Origin of the sequence: Halomonas sp. (genome assembly GCF_033549285.1) — a bacterium.
Classification (GTDB): domain Bacteria; phylum Pseudomonadota; class Gammaproteobacteria; order Pseudomonadales; family Halomonadaceae; genus Halomonas.
The window spans coordinates 1-19,227 of the sequence record NZ_JAWSUJ010000021.1; the positions used below are offsets into that span (position 1 = coordinate 1).

The window sequence follows — 19,227 nt, forward strand, 5'->3', positions numbered from 1 at the left end:
CAAGGGGGAGCTGCCCGACCGTGTGCTGATGGAGGAGAACGGCGTGCGGTTCGTCGCCCCGGTCCTCGACGGGCAGAAGACCGGCTGGTTCTTCGATCACCGGGTCAATCGAGCCTGGCTCAACGGCCTGGTGGCCGGCAAGCGGGTGCTGGACCTGTTCAGCTACGTGGGAGGCTGGGGCGTGCAGGCCGCGGCCAACGGCGCCCGCGAGGTGCTCTGCGTGGATGCCTCCGGCCCGGCACTGGAGCGGGTCGCCGAGAACGCCGCCCTGAACGGCCTGCACGAGCAGGTGGCGGTGGGCGAGGGCGATGCCTTCGAGGTCCTGGCGGCCCTCAAGGCCGAGGGCGAGGAGTTCGACGTGGTGATCCTTGATCCACCCGCCTTCATCCGCAAGCGCAAGGACATCCCCAACGGAGAACGGGCCTACGGCAAGCTCAACCGCGAGGCGATGCGCCTGCTGGGGCGCGACGGCCTGCTGCTCTCGGCCTCCTGTTCCATGCACCTGGCCCCGGAGCGCCTGGTCGACGTGGTGCGCGGGGCGGTGCGTCATCAGGACCGCCAGGGCCAGATCCTCTTCCAGGGCCACCAGGGACCGGACCACCCCGTCCATCCGGCGATTCCCGAGACCTCCTACCTCAAGGCCCTGGGCGTGCGCGTCTTCCGGGACTAGCGCATGGTGCTCCCCGGCTACGTTCGCGCCTTCGCCCACTCCAACGCGCTGCTGGTCAGCCACGTGCACAACGTGCTGACCGCGGCCGGCATTCCCGCGGAACTGCGCAACCTGACCCTGGGCGGTGGCGCCGGTGAGTTGCCGCTGGGGGAGTGCGAGCCGGAGGTGTGGGTGGCGCCCCACAACCTCGCGCGGGCCGAGGCCCTGATCCGCCAGGCCCTGGAGGGCAGGAGTGACCGCTCGGCGTGGACCTGCCCGGGCTGCGGGGAGCGCCTCGAGGGCGCCTTCGACACCTGCTGGAACTGTGGTACCCCTCGAGAGCCCTGACACGGCCCGGCGCCTGGCGGTTTCTGCCCTGGCGAGAGCACCGTCCGGCCCCTCACCCTGGTGTGGGATGGCGGGGTTTCCTGCAGGGGTGGTAGCACGAAGAAAAAATTCCGGTCAGAAAGTCCTGCTGTGTCGATATTTTCCGTTCTTCTGCGTGGACTCTTCGTGTATGGACTGCCTGTGCTGTAATGGGGAGGAAAGCCACCCAACAACAGCCCAGGAGAACACCATGCAGATCGCCGTGCCCAAGGAGATCAAGAACCACGAGTACCGTGTCGCCCTCACCCCCACCGGCGCCCGGGAACTGGTCGGTCGCGGCCACACGGTCACGGTGCAGGCCGGCGCCGGCGAGGGTGCCGGCTTCGCGGACGCCGCCTATGAGGCCGCCGGGGCGCGCCTCGAGGCCGACGTGGCCAGGGTCTGGGAGGGCGCCGAGCTGATCCTCAAGGTCAAGGAGCCGCAGGCCGAGGAGGTCGCACGCCTCAAGGCCGGCCAGACCCTCTTCACCTACCTGCACCTGGCCGCCGAGGAGTCGCTGACCCGAGGCCTGATGGAGAGCGGCGCCACCTGCATCGCCTACGAGACCATCACCGACCGCCAGGGCGGCCTGCCGCTGCTCGCGCCGATGAGCACCGTGGCCGGGCGCATGGCCATCCAGGCTGGCGCCCACAGCCTGGAGAAGGCCCAGGGCGGCGCCGGCGTGCTGCTGCCCGGGGTGCCCGGCGTGGCGCCGGCCAAGGTTGCGGTCATTGGCGGCGGCGTGGTGGGCGAGAATGCCGCCCGCATGGCGCTGGGCCTCGGCGCCGAGGTCACGGTGCTCGACAAGTCGATCCCGCGCCTGGAGACCCTCGACGACCGCTACCAGGGCCGCATGAAGACGGTCTTCTCCACCGCCGATGCCATCGACGAGGCGGTGCGCGAGTGCGACCTGATCGTGGGTGCCGTGCTGATCCCGGGGGCCGCCGCTCCCAAGCTGATCACCCGCGAGATGCTCGCCGAGATGAAGCCCGGCAGCGTGCTGGTGGACGTGGCCATCGACCAGGGCGGCTGCTTCGAGACCAGCCGGGCCACCACCCATACCGACCCGACCTACCTCGTCGACGGGATCGTCCACTACTGCGTGGCCAACATGCCCGGCGCCGTGGCGCGCACCTCCACCCAGGCACTGACCAACGCCACCCTGCCCTTCGTCACGGCGCTGGCCGACAAGGGTTGGCAGCAGGCGCTGGCCGACGACGCCCACTTCGCCGCCGGCCTTAACGTCCACGCCGGCCAGGTGACTTACCAGGCGGTGGCCGAGGCCTTCGGTCTCGATTTTGTCGAGCCTGCCGATCTGCTGGGGTAGTGGACAGGCCCAGGACGATCGCCGATGGCAACACCGCTCAAGGCTTTCCCGGCGACAGGCCCCGGAGCGCCGCACCGTCGAGGGGGCGCTGTGAACCCCTCCTTGGGCGCTACCGATGCCATCCCTGGCATAGGACTCCCTCATCGGCCTGTCCCCGGCGCCTTTCGCTATCGCAACTGAGCTGGCTGCGATCGCTCTGGTGCGGGCCCCGGTCGCCTTGACCGGGGCCTCGCGTTACCATAGCGGCCATTTCCGAACAGCAGAGTCCGCTTTCCCCATGAGTGCAGCTCCCGAGAAGACCCGCGTTCTCACCGGCATCACCACCACCGGCACCCCTCACCTGGGCAACTACGTGGGGGCGATCAAGCCCGCCATCGCCGCGAGCCAGGACCCGAGCGTCCAGTCCTACTACTTCCTCGCCGACCTGCATGCGCTGATCAAGTGCCAGGACCCGCGCCGGGTGCAGGAGTCGCGCCTGGAGATCGCGGCCACCTGGCTGGCGCTGGGCCTGGATACCGACAACGCCATCTTCTATCGCCAGTCGGACGTACCCGAGATCCCCGAGTTGACCTGGATGCTCTCCTGCGTCTGCGCCAAGGGGCTGATGAACCGCGCCCACGCCTACAAGGCGGCGGTGGCCGAGAACGAGGCCGCCGGCAACCAGGACCCGGACAAGGGCATCACCATGGGGCTGTTCGGCTACCCGGTACTGATGGCCGCCGATATCCTGATGTTCAACGCCAGCAAGGTGCCGGTGGGGCGCGACCAGATCCAGCACATCGAGATGGCCCGCGACATCGCCGGACGCTTCAACCACCTCTACAAGGGGCAGTACTTCACCCTGCCCGATGCCGTGGTGGACGAGCGGGTGGAGGTCCTGGGCGGCCTGGATGGCCGCAAGATGTCCAAGAGCTATAACAACACCATCCCGCTGTTCGTTTCCGAGAAGAAGCTGCTGAAGCTGGTCCGCAAGATCAAGACCAACTCCCTGGAGCCCGGCGAGCCCAAGGATCCCTCGAGCTGTACCCTGTTCCAGATCTACTCGGCCTTCGCCACGGCCGACGAGACCGAGGCCATGCGTGGCGAGTACGCCAATGGCATCGGCTGGGGCGAGGCCAAGAACCGCGTCTTCGAACTGCTCAACGAGCAGCTGCGCGAGCCGCGCGAGCGCTACCAGGCGCTGATGGAGGACCCCGGCCATATCGAGCAGCTGCTGGTCAAGGGGGCCGAGCGGGCCCGAGCCGAGGCGGCACCCCTCATGGACCGCCTGCGCCAGGCGGTGGGGCTCGGGCGCTTCGTCTGAGGCGCGTCCCGATTTATTCCTTTCAGTGATTGATTCTTTCGTTTAAATGCTTTTACGTGCTTATTCGGGGTCGTTACCATGGCCGGTCATCCGGGCTCCCCGCCCCTGACGACCTCGAGAGAACACGCCATGAGTGAACTCGCCCTGACCCAACGTCCCCGACTCTCCGTCTTCGCCGTGGCAGCCGGAGCCCTGCTGCTGGGTGCCCTGGCCGTGGGTGCCGCCTTCGGTGCGCGCCTCGGTGTGCTGATGGTGGTGGGCGGACTGCTGGGCATGGTGCTCTACCATGCCGCCTTCGGCTTCACCGCCGCCTGGCGGGTCTTCATCACAGAGCGGCGTGGCCGCGGCCTGCGCGCCCAGATGGTGATGCTGACCCTCGCCGTGCTGCTGTTCTTCCCGGCACTGGGGGCGGGCAGCCTCTTCGGCCAGTCGGTGTATGGCTTCGTGGCCCCCATCGGCATCTCGGTGGTGGTTGGCGCCTTCCTGTTCGGCATCGGCATGCAGCTCGGCGGCGGCTGCGGCTCCGGCACCCTGTTCACCGCCGGCGGCGGCAACGCCCGCATGCTGATCACCTTGCTGTTCTTCATCGTCGGCTCGCTGATCGGCACCGCCCACTTCACCTGGTGGCAGGACCTGCCCGCCTTCCAGCCGGTGTCGCTGGTCAAGACCGCAGGCACGGGAGGCGGGATCGCCATCAGCCTGGCGCTGTTCGCTGCCATTGCCGCCTTCACCGTGGTGATGGAGAGGCGCCGCCACGGCCAGCTGGAGCGGGCCCCGACGATCGATGCCGGCAACCTTCGCTGGCTCACCGGCCCCTGGCCGCTGCTGGCCGGGGCCGTGGCTCTGGCGCTGCTCAACTTCGCCACCCTGGCGCTGGCCGGTCGCCCCTGGGGGATCACCTCCGCCTTCGCGCTGTGGGGCGCCAAGGGCTTCGAGGCCCTCGGCGGCGACGTCAGCCAGTGGGGCTACTGGCAGTCCTCGTGGAATGCGGCGGCCCTGGAGGCGACCATCTGGCGCGACATCACCAGCGTGATGAACATCGGCATCCTGCTCGGGGCACTGGTGGCGGCGTCGCTGGCGGGCAAGTTCGCGCCCAACTTCCGCATTCCGGCACGTTCCGTGCTGGCGGCAGTGATCGGCGGCTTGCTGCTCGGCTACGGGGCCCGCCTGGCCTTCGGCTGCAACATCGGCGCCTACTTCAGCGGTATCGCCTCGGGCAGCCTGCATGGCTGGGTGTGGCTGGTGGCCGCCTTCGCCGGCAACATGCTCGGGGTGAAGCTGCGTCCCTTCTTCTTCACGGGGGAGCGGGCCTCTCGCCCCGTGGCCAAGGGCTGCTGAATCGCAACTCCGCCCGCATCGCACTGCAGCGCCCCGGCCCCAGGCCGGGGCGCCGTCGTTTGCGGCGTGCTAGAGTTGGCGGCAAGGTGCCGACAGAGCGCCAACGGCCCGTTCCAGTCACCGTATCGAGGCGAGAGATGACCATCGACCAAAAGCGTCCCCTCTACATCCCCTATGCCGGCCCGCCGCTGCTCGAGATGCCGCTTCTCAACAAGGGCAGTGCCTTCACCCGCGAGGAGCGCCTGGAGTTCAACCTGATCGGCCTGCTGCCGCAGAATGTGGAGACCATCGAGGAGCAGGCGGAACGGGCCTATCGACAGTACCGGCAGTGCCGGAGCGACCTGGACAAGCACATTTACCTGCGTGCCATCCAGGACGACAACGAGACCCTCTACTACCGGCTGGTCTCGGAGCACCTCGAGGAGATGCTGCCGATCATCTACACCCCCACGGTCGGCAAGGCGTGCGAGGAGTTCTCAAACATCTACCGCAACCACCGCGGGCTGTTCATCGCCTACCCGGACCGCGACCGCATGGATGACATCCTGCGCAGCTCCACCAAGGACAAGGTCAAGGTCATCGTGGTCACCGACGGCGAGCGCATCCTGGGGCTCGGTGACCAGGGCATCGGCGGCATGGGCATCCCCATCGGCAAGCTGGCGCTCTACACGGCGTGCGGCGGCATCAGCCCGGCCTACACCCAGCCGATCATGCTCGACGTGGGCACCAACAACCAGGCGCTGCTCGACGACCCCATGTACATGGGCTGGCGCCACCGGCGCGTCTCCCAGGAGGAGTACGATGCCTTCATGGCGGAGTTCATCGCCGCGGTGAAGCGCCGCTGGCCGGGGGTGCTGCTGCAGTTCGAGGACTTCGCCCAGGCCAATGCCCTGCCGCTGCTCGACCGCTATCGCGACGAGCTCTGCTGCTTCAACGACGATGTCCAGGGGACCGCCTCGGTGGTGGTGGGCACCCTGATGGCGGCCTGCCAGGCCCGCGACGAGGGCATCGGCCAGCAGAAGGTGGTGTTCGTCGGTGCGGGCTCCGCCGGCTGCGGCATCGCCGAGCAGGTGGTGGTGGCCATGCAGGCCGAGGGCCTGACCGAGCGGGAGGCGCGCTCGCGCATCTACATGGTCGACCGCGAGGGGCTGGTCACCTCCGAGCAGGCCTGGCTGCGCGACTTCCAGGGCCGGCTGGCCCACGACCCCGGGATGGTGGCCGGCTGGGACGGCCAGTCGCTGCTCGAGGTGGTGCGGCGCATCGAGCCCACGGTGCTGATCGGGGTCTGCGGCATGCCGGGCATCTTCACCGAGGAGGTGGTGCGTGCCATGCACGCGGGCTGCGAGATGCCGCTGATCATGCCGCTCTCCAACCCCACTTCCCGGGCCGAGGCGGTGCCGGAGGACGTGATCCGCTGGACCGACGGCCAGGCCCTGGTGGCGACGGGCAGCCCCTTCCCGCCGGTGGAGTACGGTGGCCGCCGCATCCCCATCGCCCAGTGCAACAACGCCTACATCTTCCCGGGGATCGGCCTGGGCGTGGTGGCCGCCGGGGCAAGGCGCGTCACCGACGCCATGCTGATGGCCTCGTCCCGGGCGCTGGCCCGCGAGGCGCCGCTGGTCAAGCAGGGGGAGGGGGCCCTGCTGCCGGCGCTCTCCAAGATCCGCGAGCTCTCCAAGGCGATCGCCTTCGACGTGGCCGCCCAGGCCCAGGGCGAAGGCGTGGCGCTGAAGACCAACGGCATCAAGCTGCGCGAGGCCATCGAGCGCAGCAGCTGGACGCCGGAGTACCGGCGCTATCGCCGCCGCTCCTTCTGATAGTGCACTGATTCATTACTGCGCTCGATATCCTGGCCGCCGGCGGTGCCGAAGCGTCGGACCGTCGCAATCCTCATTGAGCAGCCTGTCAACTCCGGTTGTTCTGCTCCGGCGGCGGCCAGCCTATCTTCGCTCGTGACATGAATCAGAAGCACTATGCAATGAATTGAGAAAGGCCCCGCCGGTATCCCGGCGGGGCCTTTTGCTGAGGCGAAGTGTGACGGCTTACGCCGTCATGATCAGGCCGCGCCGATCATCTTGCGCAGCACGTAGTGGAGGATGCCGCCATGGCGGTAGTACTCCAGCTCGTTGGCGGTATCGATGCGGCACAGCGCCTCGAGCTTCTTCTCACCCTTGTCGGAGGTGATGGTCACCTTGACCTTGCCGCCCGGGGTGAGCTCACCGAGCCCCTCGATGGAGACCGTCTCGTCGCCGGTCAGGCCCAGGGTCTTGCGGCTCTCGCCTTCCGGGAACTGCAGCGGGACCACGCCCATGCCGATCAGGTTGGAGCGGTGGATGCGCTCGTAGGACTCGGCCAGCACCGCCCGCACGCCGAGCAGGCGGGTGCCCTTGGCAGCCCAGTCGCGGGAGGAGCCGGTGCCGTACTCCTTGCCGGCGATCACCACCAGCGGCGTGCCTTCCTCCTGGTACCGCATGGCGGCGTCGTAGATCGCCATCTGCTCGCCGGAGGGCACGTGACGGGTCTCGCCGCCGATCACGCCATCGAGCATCTCGTTCTTGATGCGCACGTTGGCGAAGGTGCCGCGCATCATCACCTCGTGGTTGCCGCGCCGTGAGCCGTAGGAGTTGAAGTCCACCGGCTTCACGCCACGCTCCAGCAGGTAGCGCCCGGCGGGGCTGTCGGGCTTGATGGCGCCGGCCGGCGAGATATGGTCGGTGGTCACGGAGTCGCCCAGCATGGCCAGTACCCGGGCGTCCTTGACGTCCTCGATGGCGGGCGGCGTGCGCCCCATGCCCTCGAAGAAGGGCGGGTGCTGGATGTAGGTGGAGTCCTTCGACCACTGGTAGACCTTGCTCTGCGGCACCTCGATGGCCTTCCAGGTCTCGTCGCCGTCGAACACCTCGGCGTACTCCTTGCGGAACATCTCGGTGTTGACCTGCTCCACGGCCTCGGCGATCTCCGCCTGGCTGGGCCAGATGTCCTTGAGGGTGACCGGCTTGCCGTGATGGTCGGTGCCCAGCGGGTCGCGGCTCAGGTCGAGCTGGACGTTGCCGGCCAGCGCGTAGGCCACCACCAGCGGCGGCGAGGCGAGCCAGTTGGTCTTGACCAGCGGGTGCACCCGGCCCTCGAAGTTGCGGTTGCCCGAGAGCACCGAGGCCACGGTCAGGTCGCCCTCCTCGATGGCCTCCTCGATGGGGCCTGCCAGGGGGCCGGAGTTGCCGATGCAGGTGGTGCAGCCATAGCCGACCAGGTTGAAGCCCAGGGCATTGAGGTCATCCTGCACGCCGCCGGCGACCAGGTAGTCGGTGACCACCTTGGAGCCCGGCGCCAGGGAGGTCTTCACCCAGGGCTTGGTGTGCAGCCCCTTCTCGCGGGCCTTGCGGGCCAGCAGGCCGGCGGCCATCATCACGCTGGGATTGGAGGTGTTGGTGCAGGAGGTGATGGCGGCGATCACCACGGCCCCCGGGTTCAGCCGGAAGGCCTCGCCGTCGAGGTCCACGTCCTGGCTGTCGTGGTGCTCGTAGCTCTCCTCGACGCCCACGGCGGTCTGGCCGCCCTCGGACATCAGCTTGCCCTTCTCGGTGGTGGAGAGCGGCTTGCCGTCATCCTCCATCACCTTGGCAAAGGCCGACTTCATGTCCTTGAGCGCCACCCGATCCTGGGGCCGCTTGGGGCCGGCCAGGCTGGCCTCGACCTCGGTCATGTCCAGCGCCAGGGTGTCGCTGAAGATGGGCTCGTCGCCGGGCTCGCGCCACAGCCCCTGGGCCTTGCTGTAGGCCTCCACCAGCGCCAGCTGGGCGTCATCGCGACCGGTGAGGCGCATGTAGGTCAGCGTCTCGTCGTCCACCGGGAAGAAGCCGCAGGTGGCGCCGTACTCCGGGGCCATGTTGGCGATGGTGGCGCGGTCGGCCAGCGGCAGGTCCTTGAGGCCGTCGCCGTAGAACTCGACGAACTTGCCCACCACGCCCTTCTTGCGCAGCATCTCGGTGACTGTCAGCACCAGGTCAGTGGCGGTGATGCCCTCGCGCAGCTTGCCGGTGAGCTTGAAGCCCACCACCTCGGGGATCAGCATCGAGACCGGCTGGCCCAGCATGGCCGCCTCGGCCTCGATGCCGCCCACGCCCCAGCCCAGTACGCCCAGGCCGTTGATCATGGTGGTGTGGGAGTCGGTGCCCACCAGGGTGTCCGGGTAGGCCAGCGTCCTGCCGTCCTGCTCCTTGCTCCAGACGGTCTTGCCCAGGTACTCGAGGTTGACCTGGTGGCAGATGCCGGTGCCGGGCGGCACCACGCGGAAGTTGTCGAAGGCCTGCTGGCCCCAGCGCAGGAACTCGTAGCGCTCGTGGTTGCGCTCCATCTCGATGGCCACGTTGTCCTTGAACGCCGTGGGGTTGCCGAACTTGTCGACCATCACCGAGTGGTCGATGACCAGGTCCACCGGCGACAGCGGGTTGATGCGGGCCGGGTCCTCGCCCAGGGACTCCACCGCGGCGCGCATGGAGGCCAGGTCGACGACCCCGGGCACGCCGGTGAAGTCCTGCATCAGCACCCGCGCCGGGCGATAGCCGATCTCGCGGTCGGAGTGGCCCTGCTGCTGCCAGTCGACCAGCGCCTGCATGTCCTCGCGGGAGACGCTCTCGTCATCGGCGAAGCGCAGCTGGTTCTCCAGCAGGATCTTCAGGGTCTTGGGCAGTCGGTCGATGTTGCCGAGCGCCTCGGCGGCCTTCGCCAGGCTGTGGTAGTGGTAGGTCGTGCCGCCGGCGTCCAGCGTCTGCAGGGTATCCGGTGTGGACTCGTTGCTCATGCTGTCTGTCCTCCTTTCGCATCGCGGGGAGTGAGGGCACCATCCTGGTACCTTGCTGATGACATGGTCATGATAGTTGGCCTTTTCAAGCGCCGCCCGGGGAGCGTGACGGTCGGACGCCCTTGAAATGCCGACCCCGTCCCCTCATATTGCTGCGATACGGCATGATGGTCACGGGAAGCCGGATGCACGAAGAACAGCTGATGTCGCGCCGCGTGCACTGTCCCTACTGCGATGCCCCCTTCGACCTGCTGGTCGACCCGAGCCAGGGCAGTCACATCACCTGGGAGGATTGCCATGTCTGCTGTGAGCCTATCCAGGTACGTGTCGATGTCGACCTGCAGGACGAGAGCGCCTTCCAGGTGACCCTGGGGAGTGACGACGAAGTGCTGTAGGCTCTCCCGCCGGGCGTCGCCCACCCGATTCAACTCGATCCTTTACGAGGTCCTCCATGAGCGATGCGCGTCACGAACGCCTGATCATCCTGGGCTCCGGCCCCGCCGGCTACACCGCGGCCGTCTACGCGGCCCGCGCCAACCTGAAGCCCCTGTTGATCACCGGCATCCAGGCCGGTGGCCAGCTGACCACCACCACCGACGTGGACAACTGGCCGGGAGACGAGTCCGGCGTCCAGGGGCCGGAACTGATGGAGCGGATGAAGCGCCATGCGGAGCGTTTCGATACCGAGGTGCTCTTCGACCATGTCCACGAGGTGGAACTGCGCAATCGCCCCTTCACGCTCAAGGGTGATAGCGGCACCTATACCTGTGATGCCCTGATCATCGCCACCGGCGCCAGTGCACGCTACCTGGGCCTCGAGTCGGAGCAGAAGTTCATGGGGCAGGGGGTCTCGGCCTGCGCGACCTGCGACGGCTTCTTCTACCGCAACCAGGAGGTGGTCGTGGTGGGCGGCGGCAATACCGCCGTGGAGGAGGCGCTCTACCTCTCCAACATCGCCTCCAAGGTGACCCTGGTGCACCGCCGGGACAGCCTGCGCGCCGAGAAGATCCTCCAGGACAAGCTGTTCGAGAAGGCCGAGAACGGCAACGTGGTGCTGGAGTGGAACCAGACCCTGGATGAGGTGCTGGGCGACAACAGCGGCGTGACCGGGGTTCGCCTCAAGTCCACCGAGACCGGCGAGACCAAGGAGATCCAGGCGCCCGGGCTCTTCATCGCCATCGGCCACAGCCCCAATACCGGCATCTTCGAGGGCCAGCTCGAGATGGCCGGCGGCTACATCCGGGTCCAGTCCGGCCTCGCCGGCAATGCCACCGCGACCAGCGTGCCGGGCGTGTTCGCCGCCGGCGACGTGATGGATCACGTCTACCGCCAGGCCGTGACCTCCGCCGGCACCGGCTGCATGGCCGCGCTGGACGCCGAGCGCTACCTGGACGAGCTGTAAACCAGTTACAAGGAGCAAGGAACAAGGACCATTGCTTATGCCTGATACCCTTTCCTTGCTCCTTGCTCCTTGCTCCTTGCTCCTTGCTCCTTGCTCCTTGCTCCTTGCTCCTTGCTCCTTGCTCCTTGCCCCTTGCCACTTGCCACTTGCCACTTGGGTCAGTAGTGCGGCGGCACCTCGTCCTCGGGGCCAGGCGTCGCCGTGTCGTTTTCCTGCAGCGCCCGCTGCTGGTCGCGCAGCCGTTCCGTCATCAGCGCATTGAGCCGTTCGAGCTGCGATAGCCGCTGCTCCTGGCCGGCCACGGCCGCGTCCAGGGTGTCGAGCCAGTGCTCCTGGTAGGCGATACGGCTCTCGAGGGCCTCGAGGCGCCGTGCCAGCTCGGCAGGCGTCGTATCGGTGCTCATGGTAGAATCCTCGCGTTGGGTGTCGCCGTTCATCGTGACACCTTCATGATCATGATGGTTTCTTTCTTCCTTTCACCCCGACAAGAGAGTCTTACAGGTCCATGAATCGAAAGGTCGTGTTTCGTTGCAGTCTCATCAGCCTGCTGCTGGCCGCGCCGGCCCCGTTGCTGATTGCCCTGTTCGTCCATCTCACCGGCGGCGTGCTGTCCCGTGAGCTGTTTTCCAGCCTCCAGGTTGGTGGCGTGGCCGTGGTCTATTTCGCCGCCGCCGCCGCCGTCTTCCTGGTACTGCTGGTCGCCACCCTGGCGGTCAACGCCCTGACGCCCCAGCTGGTCAACCTGGCCGAGGTCGAGGACGACGATCGCGAGATCGGCGAGGTCAAGTGGTTCAACGTCAACAAGGGCTATGGCTTCATCACCCGTGACGACGGCGAGGATGTCTTCGTGCACTTCCGGGCCATCCGCGGGCGGGGGCACCGCACCCTGGCCGAGGGCCAGAAGGTGCGCTACCACGTCATCCAGAACGAGCGGGGGCTCCAGGCCGACGACGTCACCGTGATTAAGTGAATCGAAGCCCCTGCGCTCGGCTCCTTTTCCTTACTGCCAATGACATCGCCCCGCACCTGCGGGGCGATGTCGTTTTGGCTCACTGCCCCGAGTCGGGCCAGTCGATCGCCTGCTCGGTGCCGTCGGGCAGCACCTGCAGGAAGCGGTCCGGGTCGTCGCCTGGCTGCCAGCCGCCCAGCGAACAGCGCACCTCGCAGCCCAGCCGGGCGGCGGCTTCCCGGGCGCAGGCCGCGTCGGTCGCCCAGGGGGTCTCCGGGCTGTCGAGCCACAGGCTCGCGAAGCCGTCGGCGGCCTTCTCCACCACCAGCACCGGCACCTCGCCGGCGGCGGCGCGGCCGAGGGTACGCCACTGGCGCTTGCCCGCGGGCGACAGCGGCTCGGCGCCGATGGCCTGCTGGAGCCAGCCATCCAGGCGCGCGATGTCGCAGTGGGCCAGGTAGATCTCGATATCGGGGTAGGATTGCATGGGCGCCTCAGGGCCGTGCCGTGCCGTTGACGAAGAGTCTGGCGAGGATCGCCTCGTAGACCCGGCTGAGATCATCGAGGTCCGAGGCCAGCACCCGCTCGTTGACCTGGTGGATGGTGGCATTGCAGGGGCCGAGCTCGACCACCTGGCTGCCCAGGGTGGCGATGAAGCGACCGTCCGACGTGCCGCCAGCGGTGGAGAGCTCGGGGCGGTGCCCCAGGGCATCCTCCACGCCGCTGACGGCGGCCTCCACCAGTTCGCCCTCGGCGGTGAGGAAGGGCTCGCCGTTGAGCGTCCAGTCCAGGTGGTAGTCGAGGCCATGGGCCTCCAGCAGCGCCTCGGTGCGGCGCTGCAACTGCTCGTGGGTCACCTCGGTGGAGAAGCGGAAGTTGAACACCACCTCGACATCGCCGGGGATGACGTTGGTGGCGCCGGTGCCCGAGCGGATGTTGGAGACCTGGAAGCTGGTGGCGGGGAAGAAGGCGTTGCCGGCGTCCCAGTGCTCCCGCGCCAGGGCGTCCAGCGCCGGCAGCGCCTGGTGGATGGGGTTGCGCGCCAGGTGCGGGTAGGCCACATGGCCCTGGACGCCCCTGACATGCAACACCCCGCCCAGCGAACCGCGTCGACCGTTCTTGATCACGTCGCCGAGGCGGTCGGTGGAGGAGGGTTCGCCGACGATGCAGTAGTCGAGCCGGTCGTGGGTCTCGCGCAGGTGCTCGACCACGGCCCGGGTGCCGTCCACCGCCGGCCCCTCCTCGTCGGAGGTGATGAGGAAACCGATCCGCCCGTGGTGGTCCGGGTGGGCGTTCACGAAGCGCTCCACCGCCGTGACCATCGCCGCCAGGCTGCCCTTCATGTCAGCGGCGCCCCTGCCCCGCAGCATGCCTGACTCGTCGATGCACGGCTCGAAGGGCGGGAAGTCCCAGCGGGTATGGGGACCGCTGGGCACCACGTCGGTGTGGCCGGCGAAGGCCAGCAGGGGCCCGTGGTGCCCGCGGGTCGCCCAGAAGTTCTCCACGTCGCCGAAGGGCAGGCGCTCGACCCGGAAGCCGAGCGCCTCGAGGCGCTCGATCATCAGCGCCTGGCAGCCCAGGTCATCCGGCGTCACCGAGGGGCGCCGGATGAGCTCGAAGGCGAGCTGCAGGGTCGGGGAGAGCGCGGTCGGCTCAGTTGTTGGCATGCAGCGCCTCGTTGAGCGCGATGGCACTCTTGTTGGTGAGGCACTCGATGCGCCCGTTCTGCGAGTTGCGGCGCAGCAGCAGGTCATCCTGGCCGGCCAGCTCGCGGGCGGCCACGGTCTCGACCTCCTGACCCTGGTCGTCGAGCAGGGTGACCTTGGCCCCTGCGGTGATGTAGAGCCCGGCCTCCACGGTGCAGCGGTCGCCCAGCGGGATGCCGATTCCGGCATTGGCGCCGATCAGGCAGCCCTCGCCCACCTTGATGACGATGTTGCCGCCGCCGGAGAGGGTGCCCATGGTGGAGCAGCCGCCACCGAGGTCCGAGCCCTTGCCGACCATCACGCCGGCGGAGATGCGCCCCTCGATCATGCCGGGCCCCTCGGTGCCGGCGTTGAAGTTGACGAAGCCCTCGTGCATCACCGTGGTGCCCTCGCCGAGATAGGCGCCCAGGCGGACCCGGGCGGTGTCGCCGATGCGCACGCCGGCGGGCACCACGTAGTCGGTCATCTTGGGGAACTTGTCGACGCAGTCCACGGAGAGCGCTCGACCTTCCAGGCGGGCCTTGAGGCGGCGTGCCGGCAGCTCCTCGACGTCGATCGCCCCCTCGCTTGTCCAGGCGATGTTGCGCAGCAGGCCGAACATGCCGGTGAGGTCCAGGCCGTGGGGCTTCACCAGGCGGTGGGAGAGCAGGTGCAGCTTCAGGTAGACCTCCGGGGCGCTCTGGGGCGGGGTGTCCACGTCCAGGAACATGGCCACCAGCGGGCGCCGGCTCGCGGCCAGGGACTCGGCGAGTTCGGCCTGCTCCTCGTGGCCGGCGGCCTTCAGCGCGCCGGCCAGCTCGGCGCATTGCTCGGGCAGGAAGCTGACCGCGGCGTTGCCGGCAGGGGCGTCGAGGACCTTGGCGGCGGCGGCTACCAGGCCGGCCTCGGGGTCGAGCAGCGGGGCCGGGTAGTAGATCTCCAGCCAGTCGCCCTGGGTGTTCTGGGTGCCGATTCCGAGTGCAAAGCTCAGCATGGGATGGTGTCCTCTGGAAGCGTGGGGGAGGGCCTGGCGGGCCCTAGAGTGAGTCGTAGTCGCCGTCGCGGTAGCCGACGAGGATCTCGTCGCCGGTATCCAGCAGCGGGCGCTTGAGCAGGGTGGGGTGGGCCAGCATCAGCTCGCGGGCCTTGTTGGCGTCGATGTCGGCCTTCTCCTCGTCATCGAGCTCCCGCCAGGTGGTGCTGCGCCTGTTGAGCACCTCCATGACCGGCACCCGGTGCAGGATGTGCTCCAGCAGCGGGGCCGAGAGGCCGTCCTCGCGCAGGTCATGGACCTGGTAGGGGAGGCCCCTGCCGTCCAGGGCCTTGCGGGCGCGGCGACAGGTGTCGCAGTTCTTGATCACGTAGAGCGTCAGCATCGGGGACTCCTCTCGATGAAGTGGCGGATGCGCCAGGCGGCCTCCACCGTGGCCTCGACCTCGGCGACCAGTGCCAGGCGCAGTCGGCCGCTGCCGGGGTTGGTGCCGCTGCTGCCGACCCGACCCATGTAGCTGCCGGGCAGCACGCTGACGTTCGTCTCCGCATGGAGCGCGCGGGTAAAGGTCTCGTCGTCCCCGCCGGGCACCGCCGGCCACAGGTAGAAGCTCGCCTCGGGGGCGGGGAAGTCCATCACCGGGGCGAGGACCTCGGTCACCGCCGCGAACGTCTTGCGGTAGGCGTCGCGGTTGGCGCGCACGTGGTCCTCGTCGTGCCAGGCGGTGATCGAGGCCTGCTGCACGGGCAGCGACATGGCGCAGCCGTGATAGGTGCGGTAGCGCCGGAACGGGGCGATGAGCTCGGCGTCGCCGGCCACGAACCCGGAGCGCAGCCCCGGCAGGTTGGAGCGCTTGGAGAGGGAGTGGAACACCAGGCAGCGCCGGTAGTCGTGGCGACCGAGGTGCGCGCAGGCCTCGAGCAGCCCCGGCGGCGGGGCGGCCTCGTCCAGGTAGAGCTCCGAATAGCACTCGTCCGAGGCGATCAGGAAGTCGTGCTCATCGGCCAGGGCGATGAGCGTCTCGAACTCGGCCAGCGGCGTCACCGCGCCCGTGGGGTTGGCCGGCGAGCAGAGGAACACCAGCTGGACATCGCGCCAGGTCTCGGCGGGCACCCCGTCAAGGTCCGGCCGGAAGCCGCTCTCGACCGTGGCATCCAGGTAGAGCGGCTCGCCGCCGGCGAGCAGGGTGGCGCCCTCGTAGATCTGGTAGAAGGGGTTGGGCATCGCCACCCTGGCCGGTCGGGTGCGGTCCAGCGCCGCCTGGACGAAGGCGAAGATCGCCTCCCGGGTGCCGTTCACCGGCAGCACCTGGGTCTCGGCGTCGAGGCCCTCCAGGGCGAAGCGTCGCTTCGCCCAGCCGGCGATCGCCGCGCGCAGCTCGGCCGTCCCGGCGGTGGCGGGGTAGCGGGCGAAGTCCTGGCGGTGGGCCGTGAGCGCCTCGAGGGCCGCCGCGAAGGGCGCGAGACGGGGCTCGCCGATGGTCAGCGGGATGTGCGTGAGTCCCTCGGGCGGCGTCACGCCGGCCTTGAGGGCGGCGAGCTTCTCGAAGGGGTAGGGCATGAGCGCGTCGAGGTCGGGATTCATGGCGGTCCAGATGCGCCTGGGACAGAAGCAAGCGTCCGGCGTCGTTGTCGTTGGTGGCCCGCGTGCCGGCGGCGCGCGGGCGGGCAGGGCGTCGATTATAGGGAAGCCCCGGGGCGGCCTCAAACGCCGGCCCGGCGGGCTGCGTCAGCCGGGGATGGCAAGGACCTCGATGAGGCGCTCGCGCAGGCGCTGCTGGCGTCCCGGGTCGGTGAGCGGTGCCCCGGCCTTGTCGGTGATGAAGAAGACGTCCTCGACCCGCTCGCCGAGGGTCGCGATCTTGGCCGCCGACAGCGCGATGTCCTGCTCCATGAAGATGCGTCCCACCCGCGCCAGCAGGCCGGGTCGGTCGGGCGCGACGAGCTCGAGCAGGGTGCGCTCGTTGGCCGGGTCCTGCTCGATGCTGACCTCGGTGGGTACCCGGAAGTGCTTGAGCTGGCGCGGGGTGTGCCGGGTGACGATCTGCGGGTAGTCGTCCGGGTCGTCGAGCTCCTCCACCAGGTGGCGGCGGATCTCCTCGATGCGCTCGCGGTCGCGGATCGCCTGGCCGTGGTCGTCCAGCACGATGAAGGTGTTCAGCGTCCAGTCGCTGCTGGAGGTGGCGATTCGGGCGTCGTGGATCGACAGCCCCAGCTGGTCCATGGCGGCGGCGGTGGCGGCGAAGAGGTCGTCCACCGAGCGGGTGTGGATGAACACCTTGGTGCCCCCCTCGGCCATGTCGTCGGTGGGGGCGTTGATCAGGATCAGCGGCAGCTGGCTGTCGCCATGGTCGAGGATGCCCTGGGTCTGCCAGACGATCTCGCTGGGCGCGTACTGCAGGAAGTAGTCCTCGCCCAGCGACTCCCAGAGCCGGTCGACCCGGGCCATGTCGGCGCCCACCGAGGCGAGCAGCGAATGGGCCTCGCTGCGCGTCTCCCGGACCCAGTCGTCGCGCTCCAGGGGATTCTCCAGGCCGCGACGCAGGGCGCGCTTGGTCTCGCTGTGCAACTGGCGCAGCAGCGAGGCCCGCCAGCCGTTCCACAGGGTCGGGTTGGTGGCGTTGATGTCGGCCACCGTCAGCACGTAGAGGTAGTCGAGCCTCGTCTCGTCGCCCACCAGGCGGGCGAACTCGGCGATCACGTCGGGGTCGGTGATGTCGCGCTTCTGGGCGACCATGGACATCATCAGGTGGTGCTCCACCAGCCAGCTGACCAGGCGCGTGTCGCGGCTGGAGAGCCCGTGGCGCTCGCAGAAGGCCTCGGCATCCCGGGCGCCCAGGGTCGAGTGGTCGCCGCCGCGCCCCTTGCCGATGTCATGGTAGAGGCCGGCGATCCACAAGAGCTCCAGCTTGGGCAGCTGGTGGATCAGGTTGGCGGCGACCGGGAACTCCTCCTTCGCCTCGGGCTTGCGGAAGCCGTGGATGCACTTGAGCAGGCGCAGCGTATGGGCGTCCACCGTGTAGATGTGGAAGAGGTCGTGCTGCATCAGTCCCACCGCCTGGCCGAACTCGGGCAGGTACTTGCCGAGCACGCCGTAGCGGTTCATGCGCCGCAGCTGGCGGGCCACGTTGCCGCCCGAGCGCAGCAGGGCCATGAACAGGCTCTGGTGGCGAAGGTCGTCGCGATAGAGGTCGTCGATCTGGTGGCGGTGGTCGCGGATCAGCCGGATGGTGTCGGCACGCACCCCCTCGATCTCCGGGTGCTCGGCCATCAGCAGGAAGAGCTCGAGGAGTGCCGAGGGGCGCCGGCGGAAGACATGGCGCGAGCGGGCCTGGATATAGCCCCCCTTGATCTCGAAGCGCTCGTTGAGGGGCACGGTGGTGAGCGCCTCGCCGGCGTGCAGGATCGCCTCGTCGAAATGCTGCAGCAGCATGTCGTTGAGCCCGGCCAGCGCCGTGACATGGCGATAGTAGCGCTTCATGAACTGCTCCACCGCCAGGCGCTCCGGGGTGTCGCGATAGCCGAAGAGCTCGGCGATGGTGCGCTGGTGGTCGAAAAGCAGGCGGTCCTCGGCGCGGTCGGTGAGCATGTGCAGGGCGTAGCGCACCTGCCACAGGAAGGCCTGGCCCTGGCTGAGGATGCGCAGCTCCGGGTCGTTCATGAAGCCGCCGGCGACCAGGTCCTCGTAGCGCTGGGTGCCGAAGTGGCGCTTGGCCACCCAGCCGATCATCTGGATGTCGCGCAGCCCGCCCGGCGAGCTCTTGATGTTGGGCTCGAGGTGGTACTCGGAGTTGTTGTAGCGGTAGTGACGGCTGATCTGCTCCTGCCACTTGGCCTCGAAGAAGCGGTCCGCCGGCCACATCCGGTCGGTGGACAGGCGCTCCTGCATCGCCTCGCGCAGGTGTTCGGGCCCGGCCAGGGTGCGGGTCTCGAGCAGGTTGGTGATCACCGTCACGTCAGCCTCGGCCTCGCGCTCGCAGTCGGCCAGCGAGCGCACGCTGTGGCCGATCTCCAGGCCGATGTCCCACAGGAAGGTGATAAAGGCCGTCAGCGGCTCGCGATAGGGCGTGTCGTCGTCCTGCTCGAGCAGCAGCAGCAGGTCGATGTCGGAGTGGGGGTGCAGCTCGCCGCGGCCGTAGCCGCCCACGGCGAGCAGCGCCACCCCCTCGTCGGGCCAGGCGTGCTGCTCCCAGGCGATGGCCAGCAGGCGGTCCAGGCACCAGGCCCGGCCGTGCACCAGGTCGCGGATGTCGGCGCCGGCGCGGAAGCGCTCGTCGAGGCGGGCCTGGATGCCGCGCAGCGCCGCCTTGAAGGGGGCGATCGGCGAGCGCTCGCCGGCGAGCTCGGTGCGGAAGGCCTCGACATCGAAGAGGCTCTCGTCGGGGACGAAGCGATAGTGGTGCAGGAGCATGGCGAT

At 68.7% G+C, this 19,227-nt stretch carries 17 protein-coding genes; 9 read left to right on the top strand and 8 right to left on the bottom strand.

Annotated elements, in window-relative coordinates; translation table 11 throughout:
* The 6 genes from SCI24_RS06670 to SCI24_RS06695 form a co-directional block, all read left to right on the top strand.
* Positions 1-670, top strand: a 670-nt coding sequence (locus tag SCI24_RS06670) for a class I SAM-dependent rRNA methyltransferase (RefSeq protein ID WP_318724637.1), incomplete at its 5' end; no start/stop codon positions are given.
* Between the two features lie 3 nt (positions 671-673).
* Positions 674-997: a DUF2007 domain-containing protein gene (locus tag SCI24_RS06675; RefSeq protein WP_318724638.1), complete on the top strand. Its 324-nt coding sequence runs from the start codon at positions 674-676 to the stop codon at positions 995-997.
* Between the two features lie 229 nt (positions 998-1,226).
* Positions 1,227-2,342 (top strand): alanine dehydrogenase, encoded by a 1,116-nt coding sequence (gene ald, locus SCI24_RS06680; RefSeq protein WP_318724639.1) that lies wholly within the window; start codon positions 1,227-1,229, stop codon positions 2,340-2,342.
* A gap of 277 nt (positions 2,343-2,619) precedes the next feature.
* Entirely contained in the window at positions 2,620-3,645 is a 1,026-nt protein-coding gene (gene trpS, locus SCI24_RS06685; RefSeq protein WP_318724640.1) for a tryptophan--tRNA ligase, read from the top strand.
* 129 nt (positions 3,646-3,774) lie between these two features.
* Entirely contained in the window at positions 3,775-4,983 is a 1,209-nt protein-coding gene (locus SCI24_RS06690) for a YeeE/YedE family protein (RefSeq protein ID WP_318724641.1), read from the top strand.
* A gap of 137 nt (positions 4,984-5,120) precedes the next feature.
* On the top strand, positions 5,121-6,800 hold the full coding sequence (locus tag SCI24_RS06695) for an NAD-dependent malic enzyme (protein ID WP_318724642.1): 1,680 nt from the start codon (positions 5,121-5,123) through the stop codon (positions 6,798-6,800).
* A gap of 239 nt (positions 6,801-7,039) precedes the next feature.
* Here SCI24_RS06695 and acnA read toward each other — a convergent pair whose 3' ends face one another.
* The gene (gene acnA, locus SCI24_RS06700; protein WP_318724643.1) at positions 7,040-9,784 is read right to left on the bottom strand and encodes an aconitate hydratase AcnA; all 2,745 of its coding nucleotides are present in this window, start codon (positions 9,782-9,784) and stop codon (positions 7,040-7,042) included.
* 185 nt (positions 9,785-9,969) lie between these two features.
* Between acnA and SCI24_RS06705 the strand changes: the two genes are divergently transcribed.
* Together SCI24_RS06705 and trxB are read left to right on the top strand one after the other, a co-directional pair.
* Positions 9,970-10,179, top strand: a complete 210-nt coding sequence (locus SCI24_RS06705) for a CPXCG motif-containing cysteine-rich protein (RefSeq protein ID WP_318724644.1) — start codon at positions 9,970-9,972, stop codon at positions 10,177-10,179.
* A 56-nt stretch (positions 10,180-10,235) separates the two neighbouring features.
* Positions 10,236-11,186 carry a thioredoxin-disulfide reductase gene (trxB, locus tag SCI24_RS06710; RefSeq protein ID WP_318724645.1) on the top strand — a complete coding sequence of 317 codons (951 nt, stop codon included), beginning with the start codon at positions 10,236-10,238 and terminating at the stop codon, positions 11,184-11,186.
* Between the two features lie 158 nt (positions 11,187-11,344).
* Here trxB and SCI24_RS06715 read toward each other — a convergent pair whose 3' ends face one another.
* Positions 11,345-11,590, bottom strand: a complete 246-nt coding sequence (locus SCI24_RS06715) for a SlyX family protein (protein ID WP_318724646.1) — start codon at positions 11,588-11,590, stop codon at positions 11,345-11,347.
* A 101-nt stretch (positions 11,591-11,691) separates the two neighbouring features.
* Here SCI24_RS06715 and SCI24_RS06720 point away from each other — a divergent pair, with 101 nt between their 5' ends.
* Positions 11,692-12,156, top strand: coding sequence for a cold-shock protein (locus SCI24_RS06720; protein ID WP_318724647.1), 465 nt, complete (start codon positions 11,692-11,694; stop codon positions 12,154-12,156).
* A 79-nt stretch (positions 12,157-12,235) separates the two neighbouring features.
* On the opposite strand, the gene SCI24_RS06725 is transcribed toward SCI24_RS06720, so the two are convergent.
* The 6 genes from SCI24_RS06725 to SCI24_RS06750 all read right to left on the bottom strand — a co-directional run bounded on the left by SCI24_RS06725 (position 12,236) and on the right by SCI24_RS06750 (position 19,221).
* A complete protein-coding gene (locus SCI24_RS06725; RefSeq protein WP_318724648.1) occupies positions 12,236-12,622 on the bottom strand; it encodes a hypothetical protein in 387 nt (128 codons plus the stop codon).
* Between the two features lie 7 nt (positions 12,623-12,629).
* On the bottom strand, positions 12,630-13,802 hold the full coding sequence (gene dapE / locus SCI24_RS06730; RefSeq protein ID WP_318724649.1) for a succinyl-diaminopimelate desuccinylase: 1,173 nt from the start codon (positions 13,800-13,802) through the stop codon (positions 12,630-12,632).
* Positions 13,789-14,814 carry a 2,3,4,5-tetrahydropyridine-2,6-dicarboxylate N-succinyltransferase gene (gene dapD, locus SCI24_RS06735; protein ID WP_318724650.1) on the bottom strand — a complete coding sequence of 342 codons (1,026 nt, stop codon included), beginning with the start codon at positions 14,812-14,814 and terminating at the stop codon, positions 13,789-13,791. Before dapD ends, dapE begins: the two co-directional genes overlap by 14 nt.
* Positions 14,815-14,857: 43 nt before the next feature.
* Positions 14,858-15,196: an arsenate reductase gene (locus SCI24_RS06740; RefSeq protein ID WP_318724651.1), complete on the bottom strand. Its 339-nt coding sequence runs from the start codon at positions 15,194-15,196 to the stop codon at positions 14,858-14,860.
* Entirely contained in the window at positions 15,190-16,395 is a 1,206-nt protein-coding gene (gene dapC, locus SCI24_RS06745) for a succinyldiaminopimelate transaminase (RefSeq protein WP_318724652.1), read from the bottom strand. Before dapC ends, SCI24_RS06740 begins: the two co-directional genes overlap by 7 nt.
* A gap of 144 nt (positions 16,396-16,539) precedes the next feature.
* Complete coding sequence (locus tag SCI24_RS06750; protein WP_318724653.1) at positions 16,540-19,221, bottom strand: [protein-PII] uridylyltransferase; 2,682 nt, start codon at positions 19,219-19,221, stop codon at positions 16,540-16,542.
* Positions 19,222-19,227 lie beyond the last annotated feature (6 nt).

Excerpts from the sequence above, each read along its gene's own strand:
- SCI24_RS06675 (WP_318724638.1), top strand. The coding sequence starts at position 674 with ATGGTGCTCCCCGGCTACGTTCGCGCCTTCGCCCACTCCAACGCGCTG.
- ald (WP_318724639.1), top strand. The coding sequence starts at position 1,227 with ATGCAGATCGCCGTGCCCAAGGAGATCAAGAACCACGAGTACCGTGTC.
- trpS (WP_318724640.1), top strand. The coding sequence starts at position 2,620 with ATGAGTGCAGCTCCCGAGAAGACCCGCGTTCTCACCGGCATCACCACC.
- SCI24_RS06690 (WP_318724641.1), top strand. The coding sequence starts at position 3,775 with ATGAGTGAACTCGCCCTGACCCAACGTCCCCGACTCTCCGTCTTCGCC.
- SCI24_RS06695 (WP_318724642.1), top strand. The coding sequence starts at position 5,121 with ATGACCATCGACCAAAAGCGTCCCCTCTACATCCCCTATGCCGGCCCG.
- acnA (WP_318724643.1), bottom strand. The coding sequence starts at position 9,784 with ATGAGCAACGAGTCCACACCGGATACCCTGCAGACGCTGGACGCCGGC.
- SCI24_RS06705 (WP_318724644.1), top strand. The coding sequence starts at position 9,970 with ATGCACGAAGAACAGCTGATGTCGCGCCGCGTGCACTGTCCCTACTGC.
- trxB (WP_318724645.1), top strand. The coding sequence starts at position 10,236 with ATGAGCGATGCGCGTCACGAACGCCTGATCATCCTGGGCTCCGGCCCC.
- SCI24_RS06715 (WP_318724646.1), bottom strand. The coding sequence starts at position 11,590 with ATGAGCACCGATACGACGCCTGCCGAGCTGGCACGGCGCCTCGAGGCC.
- SCI24_RS06720 (WP_318724647.1), top strand. The coding sequence starts at position 11,692 with ATGAATCGAAAGGTCGTGTTTCGTTGCAGTCTCATCAGCCTGCTGCTG.
- SCI24_RS06725 (WP_318724648.1), bottom strand. The coding sequence starts at position 12,622 with ATGCAATCCTACCCCGATATCGAGATCTACCTGGCCCACTGCGACATC.
- dapE (WP_318724649.1), bottom strand. The coding sequence starts at position 13,802 with ATGCCAACAACTGAGCCGACCGCGCTCTCCCCGACCCTGCAGCTCGCC.
- dapD (WP_318724650.1), bottom strand. The coding sequence starts at position 14,814 with ATGCTGAGCTTTGCACTCGGAATCGGCACCCAGAACACCCAGGGCGAC.
- SCI24_RS06740 (WP_318724651.1), bottom strand. The coding sequence starts at position 15,196 with ATGCTGACGCTCTACGTGATCAAGAACTGCGACACCTGTCGCCGCGCC.
- dapC (WP_318724652.1), bottom strand. The coding sequence starts at position 16,395 with ATGAATCCCGACCTCGACGCGCTCATGCCCTACCCCTTCGAGAAGCTC.
- SCI24_RS06750 (WP_318724653.1), bottom strand. The coding sequence starts at position 19,221 with ATGCTCCTGCACCACTATCGCTTCGTCCCCGACGAGAGCCTCTTCGAT.